Source organism: Solibacillus sp. FSL H8-0538, from assembly GCF_038003525.1.
GTDB lineage: Bacteria > Bacillota > Bacilli > Bacillales_A > Planococcaceae > JBBOPI01.
The window spans coordinates 131,849-154,597 of the sequence record NZ_JBBOPI010000002.1; the positions used below are offsets into that span (position 1 = coordinate 131,849).

The following is a 22,749-nucleotide window of genomic DNA, read 5'->3' on the forward strand; positions in this document are numbered from 1 at the left end:
TACGATGCAACCTCTTGAAAATATACGAGTGTTAGATTTATCACGTGTCTATGCTGCTCCCGCTGGCTCAATGATGCTGGCAGATTTAGGGGCAGAAGTGATTCGCGTAGAACACCCAGACGGCTCAGATAGTATGCGTGACTGGGGCCCCTTTTTGAATGATCAAAGCACGTATTATTTATGTGCCAATCGCAATAAAAAATCGATGACATTAGATTTAAAAACAGAAGACGCCAGGGAGCAATTTAAAGAGCTTGTCAAAGATGCAGACATCATCCTTGAAAACTTTAAAACGGGCGACATGGCGCGAATGGGGCTAAGTTACGAGGAGCTAAAAAAAGTGAATCCACGCATTATTTATTGTGCGGTAACTGGCTTCGGTCAAACAGGACCTCTTGCTTCTGAACCAGGCTTTGACCCCGTGATTCAAGCGATGAGTGGTTTAATGGACGTGACCGGCGCATCGGAAGGCGAAGCCACAAGAGTCGGAGTCCCTATTGCCGATATTTTAACGTCTCATCATGTGGTCATTAGTATTTTAGCGGCACTGCGGATGCGTGATCAAACAAATGAAGGCCAATTTATTGATTTAGCGCTACTCGATGTTCAAATGAGTAGCTTAGCGAATGTAGCGAGTGCTTATTTAAATACAGGCTTTGCTTCAAAGCGTTTAGGGAACCGCCATAACAATGTCGCGCCGTATCAAGTATTTGCCTGTGCGGATGGCCCCCTAATGATTTGTGCTGGCACAGATGGACAATTCCAAAAGCTTTGCGTCATGATGGAACGTGAGGAATGGGCGAAAGATGAACGGTTTGTAACCAATACGATGCGGAAGCAACATGAAGATGAGCTTGTTGAGATGATTACAGCAGTTACCATAACGAAAACGCGCGATGAATGGCTTGCGTTATTACAACAACACAAAATTCCAGGTGGCCGTGTGAATACCATTGCCGAAGCACTCGAACAACCGCAAATGATCGCACGTGACATGATTGGTGAACTCGAGCACGAACAATACGGGAAAGTGAAGTTCGTCAAAAGTCCATTAAAGTTCTCTAGTTTAAATATCGACTATAAATTAGCACCTCCGATTCTTGGAGAACATACAAATGAATTCCAAAAGGCCTCTCTCCCGAAATGAAAGTGCGTTATAATTGAAGTAGTTGTTATCTTCATGTAGCAAATATTCTTATGCTGAAAAGCGTAGCAGCCGTTACTATGAAGATAACGCCCAAGCGGCAAATACGCCAAGGCGAATTTCATTTGAGTAGGTGACGAGATGAATCAAGAAACGTTCGAAAAAAACTATACAATGTCGTCGCTACACAAAGCGATTAAAGTATTAAAAGCTTTTACGAAAGAAGAACCAAGCTTTTCTTTAACCGAGTTAAGTAAAAAAACAGGCATTAGTATTTCCAGTTTACAGCGCTTCGTTTCTACCTTTGTGCATGAAGGATTTCTGCATAAAGATGAACGTACGAAACGCTACCAACTAGGCCATTCGCTCCTGTACTTAGGGAATTTAGTCAAGCAAGAGTCTAGTCTTATTCTTGTCGCCGAGCCTATTTTAAAAAACCTGAACGACGAAATGGGCGAAAGTGTTTCGATGAGTATTTTAGATGGCGTAGAAAGACGCTGTATTCTAAACTATGATTCCACCTATCCGCTATCAACAAAAATGTATGTTGGGGACACCTCTCCCCTTTATGCCGGTGCTTCTTCTAAAACATTGCTCGCATTTATGCCCAATGTTTTAGAATATGTAGACAATATAGCGCTTGAACCCATCACAGAGAAGACGGTTCTTTCAAAAGAGCAGCTACTCGAGGAATTACAGCAAATTCGTTCACAAGGTTATGGGAAAAGTAGTAGTGAGCGTGTACGCGGGGCATGCTCGGTGACAGCACCGATTTTAAATGCTTCTCATCAAATCCTTGCTTCGGTGACGATGGTCATTCCAGAAGTACGATACAGTGATTATGAGGAACAACGATTAATTGAAAAAATTACAAAAGCCGCATCTGACATTGAAAAACAACTGTATTAATGAAGCAATCCCTTCGTTCATGATGGAGCGCACTGAAACATTTATGTTATTAAATTCAGTATCTTTCAAAGTACTTCAGGTATGAGACTGGCTTAGCGAAAGCAAATACAGCACAATTCTCTTATGTGAGAATCTGTGCTGTATTTTTAAAGGACTTGACATGGAGCCTCTGTCGGCATGATCAAACATGAAAAGCTGAAGCCGTTGTTTCGTATGGCAAACAAGCCTATCGTACCCACCCGTCCATGTAAAGTCCAAACATTGTGTACGTTAAATACTATAAATAATGAATGTCGATAATGTTTCCGTAAAGATAAAATTTAGCCATTCTTAGTATCTTAAAATACGATGAAAAAACATACTGTAGATAAGCACAACGATTGCTAACTGGCAACCTTATTATGTTTTAAACGACTTTAGTGTTACTTACCACTTCTTCTAATGTCCATTTTTTAAATTTGGAAAATTTCTTATCATCGTTGGTTCTTTCGGTTACATGATACATTGTAGGTTGACCGAACAACTGAAAAAGGCAGTAACGATAAAGGATAACCCCCCCTGTCATTACTGCCTTTTAAATATTGCATATAAAAGAACGTTTTTTACTTTCTAACAACAGAGCTGTTTCAAAAGATCCCCCTTAACAGAAGTTAACTTTTGTGACACTCCAGTTCCTATAAATTACTTATTGTTTGTTTCTACTTGCTTGGCCTCTGTTAACTCAGCAGCTTTTGTCAGCTTTCCTTCTTTTTCAAGCTGAGCAATCAGTTCATCTAACGTGACCCCTTTCTCTTTAGCCATTTCTTCTAAGTTGACCGGTTCACTGGATGTTGAGTCTTGCGCTGTTTCGGTACTCGAAGTTGGTTCAGCAACTTCTGTTAGCTTTTCTTCTTTTTCAAGCTGAACAATTAGTTCATCTAACGGGACCCCTTTTTCTTTAGCCATTTCTTCTAAGTTGACCGATTCACTTGATTTCGTAGATTCCCACATGTCGTTGTTGCTCGCAGCCAATACCGAACCTGCAACAACAGATAACCCTAGTGTAAATGTAGCAATTGTTAATATTTTCTTCATAATAAATTCCTCCCATCTATTTTGATGTTACTAGCATATAACAATTTGTGTTAAATCCTTGTTAAGAGAAATTCTTCTTAAAAATTTGCAAAAAAAAGGCTTTGAATAACCCGTTTCAACAGCCATTCAAACCCTTTTTCATTTTCTTTTTTATTTTACCAAGTGTAATTTCGAAATAAGTACCGCCGTGTTCATTATCCGTAACGACGCTGTTTCCGTTGTACTTTGGTTAGGATCCTTTGCACAATGGAAAGTCCCAAGCCTGAGCCCCCCAATTCACGAGAGCGTGATTTATCCACTCTGTAAAACAGGAAAACCCCAGCTCTACTCGATTAAATGGCCCGATTGTTGAACACAAGATAAACAACACTCTTCTACTATCCTGCAACGTTAACTCAATAAGAAATGATTGTTTAGACAACAGATGCAAAAACCATTTTCTTGTTTGTTCAAAGGTTCTATATTCCAGAAAGAAATCATTATAGGGTTCAATTTAGTCTTCAACTAATCTGCGTCGTTCGTAAAAAAGCCAAACAAAAAAGAGCGTTAATCCTTCTCTTAGATTAACGCTCTCCGTTAGCCATCCATGAAGTACAAAATCAACACTTCATCACAAATTGCCTACTCAAAAAACTAGTTGAAATTCATGATTTGTTTGAATAGAAATAGCTCAAATAATGCAGGAACCGTTAATGCTAGAACAAGACTGATGACTGCAAAAAATTTCGATTGTGTTATTAGACGGGCATCTCCATGTTTTAGGTGTTCGAAGTATGTTCATTTCACAACATGAGTTGGCCTTCCTATCATTAACTTAGCGGCTTCCATTGTAGTCTCACAGAAAGTATTGGCCGCATGGATTGTTAATGCGATGTCTTCTGCCGTCATCCCCGCTTCGATCGCAAGACCCACTTCAGCGATCATATCCGATGCACCAGCACCTATCACTAGCGTATCAATATACTTCATCGACGTTATCCCTCTCATTGCTTAATATAAAATGAAAAACGTACGCCCAAAAATATTTATCTTTCACACAATTATGGTGACCTTTTGTTGCAACTTTGATTACTTGTTTAAAATTGCTATCGGTTAATAGGACATCCACATTTGAAATCGGCACTTTTTTATCCTGAATCGAGTGGATGGCCACCGCTGGGGACTGTTGGTTTTTTAAAATTTTTTCTAGGTTCCATTCTCTTCTCGCTTTAAAAAAAACACCCCCTCGTACTAAAAACCAACTGACAAATAGCCAGCCAAAAGGAATATAGGGTAGTGTTACTTTTTCAGCCATGGATTTGCTAATACTTTTTAACGAGGTAGGCATTGAGTCGGTAATAAGTGCCTGTATCCTGCCATCTGTGGCATTCACAATACTTGCAGCGATCCCGCCCATTGAATGCCCTAACACAAAGATTGCATTACGATTAACATCTCGCCTCTCCCTCACATAATCAATCGTTGCTGTGATACTTTGGACAAACGATTCAATGCTCACTTGTTTTTGAGTGGACTTACTTTGCCCATGACCAAGTACATCCACAAGTATTACGTCATAACCATTAGCGACTAAGGGATCGGCATATCGTACCATGTCGGATTTATTTGAGCCCCAGCCATGTACCAGTAAAAAGCAACCTCTTGCCCGCTCACTTTTCATAAGCCACCCTCGAATTGTTCCATTCCCCAGCTCCATTTCAATGTTTTCATACGTCGAATTCGGGAACTTTTTTTCCTCTTTCCGTTTCGGTGTAAAAATATAAAGAATGATATAGCGCCTCAAAAATAAAGTGATGGCTATAAAAGCAATGAATAATAAATAGGTCATCATAATTCCCCCCCTTAAGAAAGATACCAAACAGTCTCTTTTTGATTGTAAAAAAAACGGCATTAACGCCGCTCCGTAGCCATCATTGAAATATGTTGCCTCAAATTATTTATGATGATCTTCGTTAAGTGTCCATCTTTCTTTAATCGGTCTAATACGAGTCCACCTTCAAGTGTTGACACAATAAATATGGCCGTGTCGTATGGCTGTACGGACTGCTTCAACTCCTGGAGCAGAATACCATCCTCTATAATGTTATTGATCCACTTCACCATCATATCCATTGCTTCATTAATCGATGGCAGTAACGCACTCCCGCCTAAATCATCCATTTCTATCGCTGCGTTAAAAATCGGACACCCACCTACTATCGGTTCTCCTTCACTTAACTCTAAAAAAGCCTCCACAAATGCGATTAATTTGTCCGTTGAATTGTCGTGTTGTGAAACACTCGCCTTTAAATGATTGCGCATGATTTCCGTAGAAAAATGAAAAGACTCGACCATCAGCTGCTCTTTATCCTTAAAGTGTCGATAGATCCCCCCTTTTTGAATCTTCGTCTCCTGAATAATGTCACTCATCGATGTTGTCATGTACCCTTTTGTGTTAAAAATCGTTGCAGATTTTCGAATAATATTGCGCCTTGTTAATTCACCTTTTTTCATGTGCACCTCCAAAAGAGACCTTTCAGTCCCTTTTAATATAATGGAAGTTAGATACAAATACAAGCGCTTTTTGGCTCAGCACCAAAAATCGGGGATGGCAACTAGAGTAGGATTTATGCATCTAAGTATGCTAGCGCCTCATGATCCAGCATTGTGCATTGGCTATATTCCTTAATTTGGTACTTTTTGTTTTTGATGCAGGTGAGAGAAATAAATTGCTCGAGCTGCTGCCAAACATCCTTTTACGTTTAACTGCTATATTTTCCGTAAGGCATGCTCAAAAAACAGGCTTGTAAAACCGACAAATGGTAGGGGTTTCACGTCTAATTTATCTAAAGGGCGCTTTTTGACGCTTACCTATAAAAAAAGCTTTTATATGCCTTTTTCACATCAAAAATTGAATGATTTTATTTTCTCTTTCACTCCGGAAATTCTAAAAGAGACTTCAACCACCTCGATTTTTTCAAACGGTCGATTTCGACATACGACATATTTTTAAATATGTTCCACTTTAGGTCTTAAGTCCCTGTTTTTCGCTTATTTATATGTAAGTCGTATATCAATTTTGACAAATCAGCTTTTTAACGATTGAAAGATATTCTATAGAAAAATATGTTGTTCAGTATTTAAACAAATTCGACCTCGCGATTTTGATCTACTTAGAATTCATGCGAATGTTTTGCAAGAACAGGTTTTGGTGCAGCGCTCAAAAAGTAGCTACCACACTTTATCCAATCACCAAATTTGTGATACGGCTTACCCAAAAATAAGTACGATAGCGATCAACTACAGCCGAATGACGCTTTTTTACAAATAAGCCGTTTATCGATTTGGAAAATTGTTATGTTTGCGAATTTAAACAACGATGTGAATAATTTAGGTTAAGTTAAATAAAGTAATTGGTTAACATATTTCTAAATTCCTATGCTAGAATAATCTATAGATAGAAAGGTATTCCAAAAATAATAATAAGGGGTTTTATTTTTATGTCTATTAGAAAAAAATTATACTTAGGATTCGGTAGTATTATCCTATTTTTGCTCATGAGTTCTACCATTGCATTCATTCAACTAAATAAGGTTGATGACAAGTACTCATTTGCAATAGAGGACAGGGTCTATAAGCTTTTACAAGTCGATGCCATCTTAAACGCATCTTCTTTACAAGGTCTTTACATTCGTTCCTATATCCTTGAGCCAAGCGATGAAACCCTTAAAAATCTAGTTACACAGGAAACACTTGTGAAAGAAAAATCTGCAGAACTCGAAAAATTATTTACAAGTCCTGAAATGCAAAAACAACTTCAAAATTTAAAAGAAAGCCAAGTAAAATTTGAACAGGCTGCAAAAGAAATAATCGATACATATAACCCGGAGGATATCCAGTCTTCTATTGTAATACTACCAGCAAAGGTGCGCCCTGCTAACGAAGGCATTCAACAAGCAGTGCAAGCGATTGCTGATTATCAAAAGGCTGAGGTGGAAAAAACCAACGTAGAAGCCACTAAAATTGCACGTACAAGTTCACTAATCATTCTGGTGATTGCGATACTTTCCACAATTCTTGCCCTTCTCATTTCACTATTTATCACTCGTTTAATTACTGTACCTGTCAATACATTAGCTGCTGCAGCTAAAGTAATTGCTGAAGGTGATTTAAGTCGAGACGACATAAATGTGCGAACAAAAGATGAGATTGGCACATTAGCCAATTCATTTAATGAAATGAAAAGAAATTTACATTCCCTTATTAATAATGTTGCTGCGAATGTAGAGCAGACAACGGCCGCTGCCGAACAATTAGCTGCCAGTACAGATCAAGTAGCTATCTCTTCCAATGAAGTAGCGAATCGAACAGAGGCAACATCCGAAGGTGCTAATCAATCGGCTACTACTGGACGAGAAAGTGCTACTGCTATGGATGAAACTGCCCACGGGGTACAACGAATTGCTGAAGCAACACAGCTACTTAATTCAAAAGCTTTAGATACACAAGTGATTGCAAATGAAGGTGAAAAAACATTACAGACCGCAGAAAACCAGATGGCTGTTATTCAACAATCTTCTCATGAGACAAGTGAGCGTATTAAACAACTAAGTGCACAATCTGCGGAAATTGAAAATATTACAAAAGTCATTACAGATATTAGTGAGCAAACCAACCTCCTTGCCCTTAATGCAGCTATTGAAGCCGCACGCGCAGGAGAGCATGGAAAGGGCTTTGCTGTCGTTGCCGATGAGGTTCGTAAGCTTGCAGAAGAATCGAAAGCTTCTGCCAATCAAATTGTTGGGCTAACAACGTCTATTCAACAAGAAACAAACGAAGTAGAAAAGGCAGTTAGTGTCACTGTGCACAATGTCGAAGAAGGTGTTACCTTTATCCAAAACGCACAAGTCTCATTTGATAGTATTTTGAAGGCGATTCAAGAAATTACTTCTCAAATTGAAGATGTATCTGCTTCCACTGAAGAAATTTCGGCAAGTACAGAAGAAGTTGCTGCTTCTGTGAGCGAAATGGCTTCTGCTGCAACGACTACCGCACAACAATCCGAAATGATCGCTGCTGCAGTAGAAGAACAAACAGCTACTATTCAAGAAATTAATGCTGTCGCCAAATCTTTAAGCGATGGCGCAACGACAGTACAAGAGGAAATCAATAAATTTAAAATCTAACATCAATTGGCCTTTAGCAGCCTTAGGTGGACTACGTGATCACGTTGCCATTGATTAGAAAGACACATCTCGCCCAATATAGGGGGAGATGATGTCCTTACTTATGTAGATAAGAAAGTTATACTTTCTTATCTACTAAATATTCACCTTTCTTATCTGTTAACACTAAATCCTCATCGCCCATTCAACTGGCGATGAGGATTTTTTGATAGTTGACTTCTTTCACTTAGGATTACTACATAAGGATCCAGGGGTGTTGATTAGGGAAATATTAAAATGTTATTTGTTATGAAGGTTCATCATCATAACATGGGGTTGATATTCATTTCGGCTGGGCGCTCTGATAAGACGCTTTGGGGCAACAGGATGTAGGTCACGAAGGCCTTGTCACAGAGCGTGACGCTTTTAGCTTTAGTTCATTAAGCCTCGAATTTTTATAATTCACTTATTCTACCATTCGGACGTTCTCAATGAATGAAAAGTTTCATTAAAACATCTCGGAATCTCTAAAGAAGAACGAACGGAAGCCATTTTTGTGGGCGTTGCTAGTAAAGCCTCCTCAGCCCTTTTCAAAGGAGTCCATTTCTTAAATGCTTATTAATGGGTGGGGTTAGTCGATTTTTACGATATATACATATACAAATATATGCGTATATCCCTATATGCATATACGCGAATGTTTGATTAAGCTAGACTTTTGCTTTGCGATGAAAAAATACATAGAAAAGTATTTTTAATAGTGTGATGTTTAATTTAGTGTATCAAGACTCTACTTCACTAGGTATTTTAATTGTGATGTTGCATATGAAAAAGACGTAAAAACCACTAATCCTTCAAAAAAACGCTACTCCCGAAGATCAAAGACAAGCAGCGGTATTCCTGTACTCAGACGATTATTTAGACGAGGTGACGGGTAATCCCCCATCTCAATTCGTCTGAGCGCCTCTTTTCTGAATGGTTTTCAAAGAAATAGTACCCAAAGAGTAGAAAAGAATAGAAAAGAATAGAAAAGATTGCCGCAGAATAGGATGGGTAGGCTATGGAACAGACGATTTCTATAGAGCCCTGGTTTGATTAAACGTTCTTCTTGGCCCCCTTTATTAGCGCATAAAAAAGAATCCCATTTAATGAAGGATCGCTCAAATTGGATTCTTTCGGTGCGATTTAGTATGCAGTTATTAGAAATATTGTACTATGCTTGTTAATGATATTTACATTGAATGATATAGATGTTTTTTTCATCAATGGTATAAACAAGGCGATCCTTTTCATTAATACGTCTCGACCAATAACCTGCAAAGTCAAAACGTAGCGGCTCTGGCTTACCTATACCTTCGTGCCCATTACGCTGGATATCTTGGATTAACGAATTAATTCGTTTCACTGTTTTTTTGTCTTCCGTTTGCCAAGCGGTGTATTCTGACCATGCTTGCTCTGAAAAAACAACATTCATTTAGTCAACCTCAAATAATTTGTTATTCACAACAAATCCTTCTACTAACTGTTTCTTCGATTTCTCAAGCATTGCACGGTTTACACCATTACCTAATAAATGAACGCTCTCCATTAGATTGTTATACTCCTCGGCAGAAATCATGACAACATTTTGCTCATTCTTTCTCGTCACGATGATTGTTTCAAAATCGTTTGTGACACGATCCATGTAGCCTTTTAAATTATTGCGTAATGAAGAATAATTAACTGCTTCCATTCGAATCAGCTTCCTTTCTTCTGTTGTACGATATTTTGTACAATACATCGAGGTTTTATACCCAATTTTGAAAAAGAAATCTTGAACGATGCTGTTCCGTTATTTCGAAAAAGAAATGAAACCGTTTATTACACAGCAATTCATCACAAAATAATAAACGGTAAGAAGGCGCTGTCCCAAAAGTCATTATAGAGTATTACTTAAATACAAAAAACAGTGTCTTGTTCAGTATAATTTGTCTATATCTATTTGAAACTTATTCATAGAATGAAGAGAGGGGGCATCCTATTGATTCCTAGTCATTTCATTTGCCTTCTACAATAATTGATAGGAGGTTATATTTTGTCTAATCTATTACCAGATTTAAAAAAGTTTATCAATAGAAACATGTTTTTACGCTTAGTCTCATTGGACTCGGTTGAAGGACTTTTGACTCAAGTGAATGAAACGAACAGGACAGTATTGATTAGTAATGAAAATGGAATAAACGAGGTTGGAATTGATGAGATTATTTCTTTTTTTGTTATTGCTTTTGCCTACGCTACAGACTTCACATTTGATAGGGTACATGTGATTAATACGTTCAACAACACCGCTCTAACTAGTATTCCAGTTATGAGTGATCCTATTGGTGTTGCGATTACTCCTAATGGTCTTCGCGCTTATATTGTAAACAATGGTTCTAGTACTGTCTCTGTCATTGATACGGTAAGCAATACTACCATTACCACTATTCAAGTAGGAGTAAGTCCTAGAAAAATAGCTATATCAGCGAATGGTACCCGTGCATATGTTACAAACTTTGCTTCTAATACTGTCTCTGTCATCAATACAGACACCAACACGGTCATGAGTACTATCCCAATTGGAAACAACACCTTTCCCGATGGAATCGCTATCACACCTAATGGTACTCGCCTTTATGTTACGACCGCGGGCACGAATTCGGTCACTGTTATAAACGCTAGCAATAGAACCATCATCGGTACTATTCCAGTTGGAGATTTTCCTGAAAATATTGCGATTACACCTAATGGTCTTCGTGCATATGTTGTAAACTCGGGTTCAAGTACGGTTTCTGTTATCAATACGGCTACCAACACCGTCATCGGTACTATTCAAGTTGGCACTAATCCTGTTAGTATTGCAATTACTCCAGATGGTACCCGTGCATATGTTGGAAATAGGGGCCCAGGAACACCTCCTTCCGCAACCGTCTCGGTGATAAACACAGCTACGAACACTGTCATTGATACTATCCAATTTGTTGGTCAGACAAACGCTAATGATATCGCGATTGCCCCTGGTGGATTCCGAGCTTATTTTACACGTTTTGGCGGGGGCGTTGGAAAAATTAATACGATTAACAACACTGAAATCCCACCATTAATTCCAACTGGAAACAGTCTTAGAGGTATTGCTATTACACCGACAATGTTTTAAAATTTCTAGCCAAGTATCTAAATGAATACATCCGGTTATTCCTGTACTATGGAGTAATCGGACCACTATTCATTTTATAAATCTCTATAAACAGTTAAGTCAGGTAGATCACTTCAACTTTGCTCACTATAATAAGCAGCAGGCAAATTTATTATTGGAGCAAGCACGCAACGAGAAGTATCGGTTTTACTAGGAGTTTCTTCTATTATATAGTGCATTTATAAAAACGCATCCACATCACTCGTTCGGAGGTTGATGTAATGCTCCATAATCGTCTGGTGTGATTTATGGCCAGACTGTTTGGCAATGGTCGGGATATCAGCCCCCTTTTGGTACATGGCGGTGATCTGTGTTTTGCGGAATGTGTACGGCGCAAAGCCCAGCCAGTTGTGAATGGATTGCGCGTAGCTGTCCTCATGAATTTGCCGACTTGTGTGGTTGCCCCATTTGTCTGCTGCCCCAACAAAGTAATCATCCGGCTGTAGCTCGTACACATTGGTATACTTCTTCACGGCTTGCACGCATTCCAGTGTGAGGCGTTTTTCTTTCATTTCACCTTGTTTGATCATCATGACATGCACCGAGCGATTGTCGAAATCAAAGTCACTCACTTTCAGCCGAACCATTTCGGATGGGCGGTTCGCTGTAATCAAGTTCACAAGGCAAATGGCACGCTTACGAATATCGGCTTTCTTAATCGTGTCATACCGGTCAATCAGACGCAGCACATCATTTTGATTTTCGGCGCGCACCCCTCGTTGTGGTTTTAGGCGTAAATATTGTTCATCGTTATAAAGCTGACGCAGTAAATGAATTCGTTCTTGCTGCTCCATTGTCATTTGTTGGTCATGCTGATTCATGAGCCAATACTTCACCCCGGCTAGTCGGCGATTAAATGTTGACAGCTTTACGTGCTGCTGTGTGATGGATTCATGTAAGTAGAGCTCCAATGCATCAAAATCCACTGGCAAATAAAAATCTTCGCAAAACTTCGCAAAGCTTCGGAAGTTGGAGGCATACATGCGTAGTTTTTTATCTTTTACCGACTGAATGGTTTTTTCTGCCTCTTGCGTCATTTTGAATCGATTCAATGAAAATAAATTCTCTTCCATTCTTTTCCCTCCTGCGCAACCTTCCCCCTCCAATTTGAGGGATGGTTCAATTTTTTCACACGAACATACGTTTCTTCAATTATAGCATTCTCAACCTAGGATAACCATTATTTTCATAGGTTGAAAGCATATTTTTTTCTTGCTAAATTTCTTTATTCTTAAGTAAATAAAACAAGATAAAATTAAATTATTTTATTTAAAATAAAAAATAATATGTATTTATATCAAGAATAAATTCATTTATAATTTAATTACATAATACAGATTCAAGAAATGAGGATTTACGATGAGTGAACAAAAAAAGGTAAAGGTTTCTAAGCAACGTCAAATGACCATTCCAAAAATTTATTTTGATGCTTTAGGAATTCAAGAAGAAGTAACGGTCGAGATGACTGACGAAGGACTGCTCATCAAACCGGTTGTGAAAATCCCCGATGATTTTGCGGAGCAACTATTAGAAAGTATGATTGCCAAAGGATTAAGTGGACAAGAACTACTCGATAAATTTAAAGAAGCAAAAAATAATACCGGCTGGACTCGATTCAAACCAGAACAGACAGATGGTACTATATAATAGAAGAAACTCAATGTAAATTGGACGTGATGAGATGGAAATTATCAAAATCCCCGTCGATGCAGCGCGTATTAGTAGCACCACTAGTAAAGGGGATCAATCAAAGTGCGTACCTTCCCCCTACTTGCTTCACTTGATATGTAAGTTTACAATCACTGGGGCATTTTACGTATAACACATGGGGTTATGGCTGATGATGACATTTGGCTAAGATTTAACGGGGAATGCTTAACGCATCGTGATGTATGCCTAAGAAAAGATTTGTATTATCCAGAAGAGGTTCCTTTTACTGCTATTCTACAATAATAAGAAACGCGCTCAGACGTATCGACGAAGACTTTTATGGGACATTATTTCGATGTAGCTGAGCGTTTACTTTTAGTATCTATTTTTTAGGGTTCAATGCAAACCATTTGAAAGCTGTCTTTTTGTTTTTTACCTTTGAATAATCATTCCTTTTTATATATTTTATGTATCAGAATTATTTACATTTCCTATTTTATTTGTTCCGATGCTTAAAAGTTTATTAATCGATTATAATCGATTAATTTTTTTCTATATAGATGATCGATTAATGAGGGTTTTAGATAGAAGTAAATGGACCGTTCGAAAAATCATAGAAGACCTCATTCAGAATCATCGAATCGTGCGTATTGGCAATGGATCCGCAACCAAATATCAGGTGCTCAAATAGACGCGCTAGTAACACTATATAATGGAAGAAACTCATATTAAATTACGTTTAGAGGAGTTAAATAAACGTCATAAAAGCCCGCAGCGGTAGTTTAGCTACGGGCTTTTTGACGTTTGAGGGAGAACTTCTACTTTGCTAATAAAGTTACGTTGTTTGCAGTAGCCCAGTTGTTGATGGGTAGTACTTTATACTTTACGCCTGGTTTCAATGTGGCGTCTTTTACATCAAAGATACCGGTAGCCCCTTTACGAGACGTGTAGCGATAGTTCGCTTGGATTGTTTTCCCGTCATCTGCCTGTAATTGTACACTTCGTCCAGCAAATAGTTCCATACCCGGATCTTTGTCTAACGTGATTTGGAATGATTTGCTGTCAATTGGTTCTACCGATTTGATTGTAAGTGGGGGTATCTGAGTTGCGACAAACGTTGGATTCTTAATGGTTGCCCAATCCGATGTCACAATATATTTCATCCCTGGCTTTAATGTTTGTCCCTCAGGTAAACGGAATTTTGGTGCTTGTCTTCCATCTGCAGCTTGTGTAAACAGGACATAATTTGCTTTCATTTCCTCTCCATTATTTGCAGTCAATGTAACTACACGATCTCGTAAGGAAGAGATAATCTGATACTGCTTTCCCTTTTCATCTTTATTTTCATCATTTACTTGGAAAGATAGATCACCTCTTGCAGCTTTATACGCTTCAATAATGTTTGAATAATCTGTTACGCCCTCTTTTTTAAATGATTCGATTTCAAACGTATCATTTGTGACCTGTTTCGTTTGACTCGCATTAATTTTTTCATCACTTCCCTTAAAGGTTTGTTTTTCACCACCTTTATAGCTAAGTGAATAGGTTGTCCCAGGATTTTGGATCGTAACAGGAACCAGATACGTGCTTTTTGCGCCAATTTTCAACCTTGGGATATTAACAATACTTAAGTTGTTATCAAAGTTAAAGTTGCTCTTTATGGCATCCAAGTTTTCTATAACGGTATCTTCTTCAGGTAGTGGTTCAGAGAATGTTACTTGTAACGTCATGACATTTAGTGGTTGTAGCGCTGTTATTTGTGGTGCACTTTGTCCTTCTTTTTGTGTTTCATGGAGGGTTTGCACGAGCTCTGGCTCCGCTTGTTTATTAAACAAGTTACAGCCTGTTAGAGTTAACGTTACTCCTAAAAGTATCGGTGCGATCATTTTTATCTTATTGTTCATTTATTCGACTCCCTTTTTCTCATAATTTCATTATTAGTCCAGCGTATCCACCCAAAATATGAATGGATAAAATGAACGTTTCATCTGTACTTTTTCCGAAGCACAGGATGTAGTAAAGATACTTCCCTAATACCATCACCTCACACGTAGCATAGCCTTAGATAACAAGGCTCAACCGCATAAATTGAAAAATCCCGCCACATTTGTGACGAGATAATGATTATTACATGTAATCGATAGCCCCCTCCCCAACTCGTTTCCGAAAATTAGGGTATGCAGGATCTCGTTCAATGTTTTCACGTAACGTTCTGAGATGAGCGTTACCGTTGAAACATTCTTATAAAAAGAGAGTTGATTTTCAATTCAATCCTTCTGTATTTGATTGTTTTCTACTCTATTCTTTTCTATTCTTTTCTATTCTTTTCTATTCTTTTTCGTTTTCCACTCTATTCGAGACCTTCGCACCAGGAATTCTGAATAATTTTTTCTAGCATTCCGTAATACGTATGGGTCATCTTCTACCTGAAATGATGTAAACACCGCAAAAAACATGTTAAAGACAATGAAAAAAACAGCTATGTACTAATTCCTAATTAGTACATAGCTGTTTAATTTAATGCTGAACATGCTCTTTTCCATCCATTATTGCATAGTCATGCTCCACTGCGGCTTCTTGAATTTCATAGTACGCCCAATGCAGTGGTGTCACGTCTGAAAATTTGTTCGTAATTGTTTCTGTGATTGGTCCTCGCTCGAATAGACGATTTAACACTTTGACTGCCTGTGCACGTGTGAGCGTTTCCTTTGGGCGGAATGTCCCGTCAAGTGTTCCTTCCATGAGACCGATTTCCGAGATACGGGCAATATCGTCTGCTGCCCAATGTTTGTCTGATACGTCCGTAAATAGTTTAGCGTCTGCTGTCGGCTTACAATACCGGGCTCCCTCTGGATTGTCCACACATTGCTTATCAATCCAGCGCATCATAATCGCTGCCATTTGTGCACGTGTGATAGAAGCGTTTGGTGCGAATGTATCGTTCGTGCCAGTCATAATGCCGATTGAACGAACATATTCGATTTCATCTTTTGCCCATGCCTGCTTCGTATCGCTGTAGCTAGATGTCGTCGCTCTAGGAATGGTATTATTCGTCAGTTGACGTGCTAGTAAAGCGGCCATTTGCTGACGAGTTACAGAGGCGTTCGGGCGGAATGTGCCGTCATTGTATCCATGAATGTATGAATTATGGGCGCCTTTCGTTTCCTCTGGCTCTTTCTCTATGGAGGCAAAGTATTCTGCTGCTCCTTCTACATACAGCACCGTAAAGGTAGAGAAGTGATTAACATCAAAGGTTACCCCCTTCGTTGTGCTGTTGAACTGTGTGAGACGCCCATGAACCACCTCTTTTGTTCCGTTGCTATGCTCAATAAAAATTGCTAAATGTTTGATTTGTTCCGCTGTTGCATTTGCTGGTAGTGGTAACGTTAATGTAACAGGGCGATTTTGCATATTCGTCTCAATCGTCATCGGGCGTCCTAAAATTTCTATCTTGGCGCTATTTGCTTTCACTACTTCTTTTACTTTTTCCTCTTGTTTTGCACGTGTTTCAATCGCAACCTGTTCTTCATCCTTCTTCACTGGTACAACACGGAAGTATAGATCATCTGCAAATGTAGCGAATGAAGCGTTTGGAATAAAAATCGTTGCATTGACGGTACCAATCGAGAGACTCGTTTCACCTTTTCTCAAAACTGAAACTGCTGCTTTTGACACATTAATTGTCGTTTCGGATACTTCATCCTTGTTATCCGGAATAACAATTCTCGAAACCTTAGTTTCCTTTCCTGCTAGCTTTTCAACCGACTCCGATGCTTTTTCTGGTGTAAAGGTCACTATATCCTTAACAAGACCATTTTCTTTTGTGCGCGTAATCGGTGTGCGAACGAGTAATTCAGTTGGATTTGCATCATCGACAACATCGACAACAATTTCTTCTGTAGTTGGCCCAGTTGGTGGTGGTGCTGGATTCGGAGTAGAAGAATCACCTGAAAAATTTTGCGTCCATTTTGCATACAGTGTCCTGCTGCCTGTAATCGGTTTTGTTGGATCAAATTTAGTAGTTAAGTTTGTATCTTTATACCAGCCTTCAAAAGTAAAACCTGTTTTTGTTGGCGCTGCAGGAAGTGTAAGCATTTTATTGTGCTCAACAATCACTGTAGGTACTGCAGAACCACTGTTTGTTTCAAACGTCACGTTGTATTTATTGATCGTCCACTGAGCGTATAGGGTTACGTTCTCTTCACCCATTTTCAGTGTTCCATTTGGTAAATACGCAGTGCCCGTTCCATCTGCTTTCGTGTTCCAGCCAGTGAATGTATAGCCTGTTTTTGCTAAGTCTCCTGAGTTGCCCGCTACCGTTACCGAAGCGTCTTTCGCATACTTGGTGTTGTCTACTGGCACTGTGCCAATTACGCTACCATTGCCATTGTATTGGACAGTATAGCCTGCTAGGGTTGTCCACTTCGCATACAGTGTCATGTTGCCTGTAATCGGTGTTGTTGGATCGAATTTAGTAGTTAAATTTGTATCTTTATACCAGCCTTCAAATGTATAGCCTGCTTTTGTTGGGGCTGCAGGAAGTGTAAGCAACTTATTATTCTCGACAGTCACTGTAGGTACTGCGGAGCCACTGTTTGTTTCAAACGTCACGTTGTATTTATTGATCGTCCACTGAGCGTATAGGATGATGTTTTCTTCGCCCATTGTCAGTGTTGTATTTGGTAAATAGGCAGTGCCCGTTCCATCTGCTTTCGTGTTCCAGCCAGTGAATGCATGGCCTACTTTCTCTAAATCGCCTGAGTTCCCCGCTACCGTTACTGAAGCATCTTTTGCATACTTGGCATTGTCTACTGGTACTGTGCCAAGAACGCTACCATTGCCATTGTATTGGACAGTATATGTTGGAGTGCTTGGAACGGCAGTCCACTTTGCATATAGTGTCATGTTACTTGTAATTGGTGTTGTTAGATCAAATTTAGTAGTTAAGTTTGTATCTTTATACCAACCTTCAAAAGTAAAACCTGTTTTTGTTGGGGCTGCAGGAAGCGTAAGCATCTTATTGTGCTCGACAGGCACTGTAGGTACTGCGGAGCCACTGTTTGTTTCAAACGTCACGTCGTATTTATTTATGGTCCACTGAGCGTATAAGATGACGTTTTCTTCACCCATTTTCAGTGTTGCCTCTGCTAGATACGCAGTGCCCGTTCCATCTGCTTTCGTGTTCCAACCAGTAAATGTATGGCCTACTTTCTCTAAGTCTCCTGAGTTGCCTGCTACCGTTACCGTTGCATCTTTTGAATACTTGGCGTTGTCTACTGGCACTGTGCCACTCAAGCTACCATTGCCATTGTATTTGATAGAATAGCCTGGTAGGGTTGTCCATTTTGCATACAGTGTCATGTTGCCTGTAATTGGTGTTGTTGGATCAAATTTAGTAGTTAAACTTGTATCTTTATACCAACCTTCAAAAGTAAAGCCTGTTTTTGTCGGTGCTGCAGGAAGCGTAAGCATCGTATTGTGCTCGACAGTCACTGTAGGTACTGCGGAGCCACTGTTTGTTTCAAACGTCACGTTGTATTTATTGATCGCCCACTGAGCGTATAAGATGACGTTTTCTTCACCCATTTTCAGTGTTGTATTTGGTAAATAGGCAGTGCCCGTTCCATTTGCTTGCGTGTTCCAACCATTGAATGTATGGCCTACTTTCTCTAAATTACCTGAGTTGCCCACTACCGTTACTGAAGCGTCTTTTGCATACGCGCCACTATCTGTTGGCACTGTGCCAATTACGCTACCATTGCCATTGTATTTGACAGTATAGGTTGGAGTGCTTGGAATGGCAGTCCACTTCGCATATAAAGAGAGATGACTTGTTACTGGCGTGCTGAAAACGTAGGCTGTATTCAAGTCTGCATCACTATACCAGCCTTCAAAAGTAAAGCCTGTTTTTGTTGGGGCTACTGGTATACTCACTTTTCCATTCTCAAGTACCGTTTGACTAGCTACTGCACTTCCATCATTTGGGTCAAAATCGACGCTATAGCTATTTACAACCGTTATGGTTCCATTCACCACATCCGATGTCATAGCTTCTACATTTTCATCACTAAATTCGAGCTTTAATTTATCTGTCTTATCAATAGTTAAGGCGCTGTTTCCTAGAGAAGACGTGCTTTTTACTTTTAATTTGATGGTAAATAATTGTGTGGCTGATGATAATAGAGCATCTCCTCCTGTCTCATCGAACCAACCTACCCTTAAGTAACCTTGTTCATTAACGATGTTTTGGGAGAAGTCTCCATCATTAGGCTTAGTAGAAATTATTTCTTCAACTTCCAAAACATTTGGGTCAAAATCAATTTGTATTCCATAAGCCCCTATCCCAGTTGAGGGATCATTAATTGACACAGGAATTTCAACTGTCTGCCCTTTACCCGCTACTACGTTTCCAATGGTTACAGTTATAGCTACTTCGGCTGTTTTCCATTTTGCATATAAAGAGAGATGACTTGTTACTGGCGTGCTGAAAACATAGGCTGTATTCAAGTCTGCATCACTATACCAGCCTTCAAAAGTAAAGCCTGTTTTTGTCGGTGCGGTTGGAGCTGTCAATACCTTGTTATAATCGACAGTCACTGTAGATACTGTAGAACCACCATTTGTTTCAAACGTCACGTCGTATTTATTGATCGCCCACTGAGCGTATAGGATGATGTTTTCTTCGCCCATTGTCAGTGTTGTATTTGGTAAATAGGCAGTGCCCGTTCCATCTGCTTTCGTGTTCCAGCCTGTGAATGTATAGCCTACTTTCTCTAAATCTCCTGAGTTGCCTGCTACCGTTACTGAAGCGTCTTTTGCATACGCGCCACTATCTGTTGGTACTGTGCCAATTACGCTACCATTGCCATTGTATTTGACAGTATAAGTTGGAGCGCTTGGAATAGCAGTCCACTTCGCATATAAAGAGAGATGACTTGTTACTGGCGTGCTGAAAACGTAGGCTGTTTTTAAGTCTGCATCACTATACCAACCATCAAATATAAAACCTGTTTTTGTCGGTGCGGTTGGAGCTGTAATTACCTTGTTATAATCGACGGTCATTTTATTAATGGCAGAACCACCATCTGTTTCAAACGTCACGTCGTATTTATTGATCGCCCACTGAGCGTATAGGGTTACGTTTTCTTCACCCATTGTCAGTGTTGCATTTGGTAAATAGGCAGTGCCCGTTCCATCTGCTTTCGTGTTCCAACCAGTGAATGCATGGCCTACTTTCTCTAAATCGCCTGAGTTTCCTGCTACCGTTACCGAAGCGTCTTTTGCATACGCGCCACTATCTGTTGGTACTGTGCCAATTACGCTACCATTGCCATTGTATTTGACAGTATAGGTAGGAACGGCAGTCCACTTCGCATATAAAGAGAGATGACTTGTTACTGGCGTGCTGAAAACATAGGCTGTATTCAAGTCTGCATCACTATACCAGCCTTCAAAAGTAAAGCCTGTTTTTGTCGGTGCGGTTGGAGCTGTCACCGTCTCTCCCTGATTGACAGTTTGACTTGTGACAGATGAGCCTTCATTGCTATTGAAAGTGACTGTATAGCTGTTTATTGGAGCTGGTGTTGCAAACGTCTGGTCAGCTCCGTACGCTATGCCTTTCGAATTTGTTGCATATGCTCGGTAGTGGTACGTCGTGTCTGCTGTTAGATTACTTAAAGCTACTGAAAATACGCCCGTTGTACCTGCATCATTTGCCGTTACTTTTGTTACACCTGACGCCCCGATTTCTGGATTAGAAGTTGGTCCGTACACAATCCCACGCTCTGTCACTGTTGCACCACCATCCGCTGTCACATCTCCTCCAACAGTCGCTCCTGTTGCCGTAACATCTGTTGCTGGTGTAGTCGTTGTAACAGTTGGTGAAGTAGTACTACTGATAGGATTATCCGAATTCGTTACAGAACCTGGTCCAGTAATCGCAAAATCAGCAGTACCCGTATCACCTGCATGGTAACTTGTCATAACGATAATGTAGTTTGTCCCAGCTGTTAAATCAATGCTAGGGATCGTAGAAAAGTAATTTGTCTCACTCGTATCATCATTTGCCTTTAATATGTTATTTATTGGATTTGTAGAATTAAAAGAATTCTCATAGACAAATAAGGCGGTATCATTTATGAAGCCATCAGTTGTAACAACTAATTTTGCATCTGTTACTTCAATAGAATAAGTACCTGTAATACTTGGAGTGAAATATTGGATATAGTAATTATATTTAGTATTTTGTGTACCGTAAAAATCCCTTGGATCACTATCCTTTGTGTCGTATACCCATGAAATTGAATCCCAAGGAGCCCCAAGTCCATTGGTTTCATGATAGAATATCGGTCTATTAAATTTTTTTGAACCATCTAAACTGCCTGTAAACTTAGTAGTTGTAGTTGCTGCTTCCACGCGGTTTTCTATCAAATTACCATTTGGTAGATACCCGACTATAATCATAAAAATTAACAGTAGCTTCATTATTTTTTGTACCATGCCTTCCCTCCTTTATATTGTAGTTGTTACAATCTATCCTTTCACTGGATATTCACCGCCGTTAATGCAAATAATAAAGTTTAACGCTAAATAAGGTTGCATGTTATTATGCGGTTGACTTCCTCCAACAGCTTGTAAAGCTAAGGGATTCATAGTAGTATTTGGAGCTGATTCTACATAAGCGAGAACCCCATTCTTAGGTGTTGTATTGGTATCGGACCAAATTGTATTTTCAGGGCTATCATTATTTGGTGAATTTTTAGAGTTTGGATAATGCGTATGCGCCGGAATTTCAGTGTGTATCAAAGTGGTAGTCGCAGTGCCACCATCTTCCGCAAAACCTCTTGGTGTCAAACCGGTTCCTGTCCCCTGATGGAGAGGCGTTTTACCTTGTAAATTCGGTAAAGCGAAGTTTGTTTCCCCATCTCCACCAAATTTTTTCCCTAAAATTGTATATAGCGCTGTGTTTTGAGTGATTGATAAAAGCTGTCCGTCACACAATGCCCAACCTTTAGGAGCGTATTTCCCTGTAAATATACGAATTTCACCTATATATGCTTCTGCCATCATCTGTTCCGCCTTTCAATAGTTTTGAATAGGGTAAATCCCCGAAATTGCAATACAGTAATTTAATACCAGGTACGGCTGCATGTTATTATGCGGTTGACCTCCTCCTGCTGTCGATAAAGCATCAGCACGCATATTGGTATTCGATTGTATTGAATACGTATTAGTAGTCATTTGACCCCATACATTTCCTGTTGCTGCTTTTTTTGTTGCTGGATCAGACGAAGCCAACGCACTATGATAATGATTGGGCATTTCATTTATTGTTAACGTATGTTGTTCATCTCCTGCCGATTGACCAAGTGTAATGGACCCGCCAAAATGTACGGGTGTACGTCCACGTAAGTCAGGTAAGGCAAATGTTTGTCTCCCATCTCCGCCATAAGTTGTCCCTAATACGGCGTATAGCGCTTGGTTTTGATTGATTTGTAAAACCTGCCCTTCACAAAGTGCCCAGCCTCTTGGCGCGAATGGATATGAGAATAGTTTGATTTCCCCTAAAAATGGTTCAGCCATAATGTATACATCCTTTCTTTTTCGATCTACTT

Annotated in this window: 15 protein-coding genes and 1 pseudogene; 5 read left to right on the plus strand and 11 right to left on the minus strand. The window is 39.5% G+C overall.

Annotation, left to right across the window (positions count from 1 at the left end; all coding sequences use genetic code 11):
- Window positions 1–4 precede the first annotated feature (4 nt).
- Window positions 5–1,147 (plus strand): CaiB/BaiF CoA transferase family protein, encoded by a 1,143-nt coding sequence (locus tag MHH87_RS18560; RefSeq protein ID WP_340751323.1) that lies wholly within the window; start codon window positions 5–7, stop codon window positions 1,145–1,147.
- A gap of 138 nt (window positions 1,148–1,285) precedes the next feature.
- The gene (locus tag MHH87_RS18565; protein ID WP_340751326.1) at window positions 1,286–2,053 is read left to right on the plus strand and encodes an IclR family transcriptional regulator; all 768 of its coding nucleotides are present in this window, start codon (window positions 1,286–1,288) and stop codon (window positions 2,051–2,053) included.
- Window positions 2,054–2,734: 681 nt separating this feature from the next.
- Here MHH87_RS18565 and MHH87_RS18570 read toward each other — a convergent pair.
- The 4 genes and pseudogenes from MHH87_RS18570 to MHH87_RS18585 all read right to left on the minus strand — a co-directional run bounded on the left by MHH87_RS18570 (window position 2,735) and on the right by MHH87_RS18585 (window position 5,620).
- Entirely contained in the window at window positions 2,735–3,127 is a 393-nt protein-coding gene (locus tag MHH87_RS18570; RefSeq protein WP_340751328.1) for a hypothetical protein, read from the minus strand.
- 777 nt (window positions 3,128–3,904) lie between these two features.
- Window positions 3,905–4,084, minus strand: a pseudogene (locus tag MHH87_RS18575) (dihydrolipoyl dehydrogenase); the annotation flags it as partial.
- Window positions 4,083–5,018 carry an alpha/beta hydrolase gene (locus MHH87_RS18580; protein WP_445683138.1) on the minus strand — a complete coding sequence of 312 codons (936 nt, stop codon included), beginning with the start codon at window positions 5,016–5,018 and terminating at the stop codon, window positions 4,083–4,085. The gene MHH87_RS18580 and the pseudogene MHH87_RS18575, both read right to left, overlap by 2 nt.
- Window positions 5,018–5,620, minus strand: coding sequence for a TetR/AcrR family transcriptional regulator (locus MHH87_RS18585; RefSeq protein ID WP_340751331.1), 603 nt, complete (start codon window positions 5,618–5,620; stop codon window positions 5,018–5,020). Before MHH87_RS18585 ends, MHH87_RS18580 begins: the two co-directional genes overlap by 1 nt.
- 986 nt (window positions 5,621–6,606) lie before the next feature.
- On the opposite strand from MHH87_RS18585, the gene MHH87_RS18590 reads away from it, so the two are divergent.
- The gene (locus MHH87_RS18590; RefSeq protein ID WP_340751333.1) at window positions 6,607–8,292 is read left to right on the plus strand and encodes a methyl-accepting chemotaxis protein; all 1,686 of its coding nucleotides are present in this window, start codon (window positions 6,607–6,609) and stop codon (window positions 8,290–8,292) included.
- A 1,201-nt stretch (window positions 8,293–9,493) separates the two neighbouring features.
- On the opposite strand, the gene MHH87_RS18595 is transcribed toward MHH87_RS18590, so the two are convergent.
- Together MHH87_RS18595 and MHH87_RS18600 are read right to left on the minus strand one after the other, a co-directional pair.
- On the minus strand, window positions 9,494–9,745 hold the full coding sequence (locus MHH87_RS18595; RefSeq protein ID WP_340751335.1) for a Txe/YoeB family addiction module toxin: 252 nt from the start codon (window positions 9,743–9,745) through the stop codon (window positions 9,494–9,496).
- Entirely contained in the window at window positions 9,746–10,003 is a 258-nt protein-coding gene (locus MHH87_RS18600; protein ID WP_340751337.1) for a type II toxin-antitoxin system Phd/YefM family antitoxin, read from the minus strand.
- Window positions 10,004–10,345: 342 nt separating this feature from the next.
- On the opposite strand from MHH87_RS18600, the gene MHH87_RS18605 reads away from it, so the two are divergent.
- Window positions 10,346–11,446 (plus strand): YncE family protein, encoded by a 1,101-nt coding sequence (locus MHH87_RS18605; RefSeq protein ID WP_340751339.1) that lies wholly within the window; start codon window positions 10,346–10,348, stop codon window positions 11,444–11,446.
- 218 nt (window positions 11,447–11,664) lie between these two features.
- On the opposite strand, the gene MHH87_RS18610 is transcribed toward MHH87_RS18605, so the two are convergent.
- Window positions 11,665–12,537, minus strand: a complete 873-nt coding sequence (locus tag MHH87_RS18610; RefSeq protein ID WP_340751341.1) for a tyrosine-type recombinase/integrase — start codon at window positions 12,535–12,537, stop codon at window positions 11,665–11,667.
- A gap of 307 nt (window positions 12,538–12,844) precedes the next feature.
- Between MHH87_RS18610 and MHH87_RS18615 the strand changes: the two genes are divergently transcribed.
- On the plus strand, window positions 12,845–13,132 hold the full coding sequence (locus MHH87_RS18615) for an AbrB/MazE/SpoVT family DNA-binding domain-containing protein (protein ID WP_340751343.1): 288 nt from the start codon (window positions 12,845–12,847) through the stop codon (window positions 13,130–13,132).
- Window positions 13,133–13,953: 821 nt separating this feature from the next.
- Here the strand turns inward: MHH87_RS18615 and MHH87_RS18620 are convergent.
- From MHH87_RS18620 to MHH87_RS18635, 4 genes are all read right to left on the minus strand, one after another.
- Window positions 13,954–15,039, minus strand: coding sequence for a hypothetical protein (locus MHH87_RS18620; RefSeq protein WP_340751345.1), 1,086 nt, complete (start codon window positions 15,037–15,039; stop codon window positions 13,954–13,956).
- 613 nt (window positions 15,040–15,652) lie between these two features.
- Window positions 15,653–21,634 (minus strand): InlB B-repeat-containing protein, encoded by a 5,982-nt coding sequence (locus MHH87_RS18625; protein ID WP_340751346.1) that lies wholly within the window; start codon window positions 21,632–21,634, stop codon window positions 15,653–15,655.
- 33 nt (window positions 21,635–21,667) lie between these two features.
- The gene (locus tag MHH87_RS18630; RefSeq protein ID WP_340751348.1) at window positions 21,668–22,201 is read right to left on the minus strand and encodes a phage tail protein; all 534 of its coding nucleotides are present in this window, start codon (window positions 22,199–22,201) and stop codon (window positions 21,668–21,670) included.
- Between the two features lie 15 nt (window positions 22,202–22,216).
- Window positions 22,217–22,717, minus strand: coding sequence for a phage tail protein (locus tag MHH87_RS18635; RefSeq protein ID WP_340751350.1), 501 nt, complete (start codon window positions 22,715–22,717; stop codon window positions 22,217–22,219).
- Between the last annotated feature and the right edge of the window lie 32 nt (window positions 22,718–22,749).

Coding starts and splice junctions, on each gene's coding strand:
- MHH87_RS18630 (WP_340751348.1), bottom strand. CDS start 22,201: ATGGCAGAAGCATATATAGGTGAAATTCGTATATTTACAGGGAAATAC.
- MHH87_RS18595 (WP_340751335.1), bottom strand. CDS start 9,745: ATGAATGTTGTTTTTTCAGAGCAAGCATGGTCAGAATACACCGCTTGG.
- MHH87_RS18560 (WP_340751323.1), top strand. CDS start 5: ATGCAACCTCTTGAAAATATACGAGTGTTAGATTTATCACGTGTCTAT.
- MHH87_RS18585 (WP_340751331.1), bottom strand. CDS start 5,620: ATGAAAAAAGGTGAATTAACAAGGCGCAATATTATTCGAAAATCTGCA.
- MHH87_RS18600 (WP_340751337.1), bottom strand. CDS start 10,003: ATGGAAGCAGTTAATTATTCTTCATTACGCAATAATTTAAAAGGCTAC.
- MHH87_RS18635 (WP_340751350.1), bottom strand. CDS start 22,717: ATGGCTGAACCATTTTTAGGGGAAATCAAACTATTCTCATATCCATTC.
- MHH87_RS18620 (WP_340751345.1), bottom strand. CDS start 15,039: ATGAACAATAAGATAAAAATGATCGCACCGATACTTTTAGGAGTAACG.
- MHH87_RS18565 (WP_340751326.1), top strand. CDS start 1,286: ATGAATCAAGAAACGTTCGAAAAAAACTATACAATGTCGTCGCTACAC.
- MHH87_RS18590 (WP_340751333.1), top strand. CDS start 6,607: ATGTCTATTAGAAAAAAATTATACTTAGGATTCGGTAGTATTATCCTA.
- MHH87_RS18570 (WP_340751328.1), bottom strand. CDS start 3,127: ATGAAGAAAATATTAACAATTGCTACATTTACACTAGGGTTATCTGTT.
- MHH87_RS18580 (WP_445683138.1), bottom strand. CDS start 5,018: ATGCCGTTTTTTTTACAATCAAAAAGAGACTGTTTGGTATCTTTCTTA.
- MHH87_RS18615 (WP_340751343.1), top strand. CDS start 12,845: ATGAGTGAACAAAAAAAGGTAAAGGTTTCTAAGCAACGTCAAATGACC.
- MHH87_RS18625 (WP_340751346.1), bottom strand. CDS start 21,634: ATGGTACAAAAAATAATGAAGCTACTGTTAATTTTTATGATTATAGTC.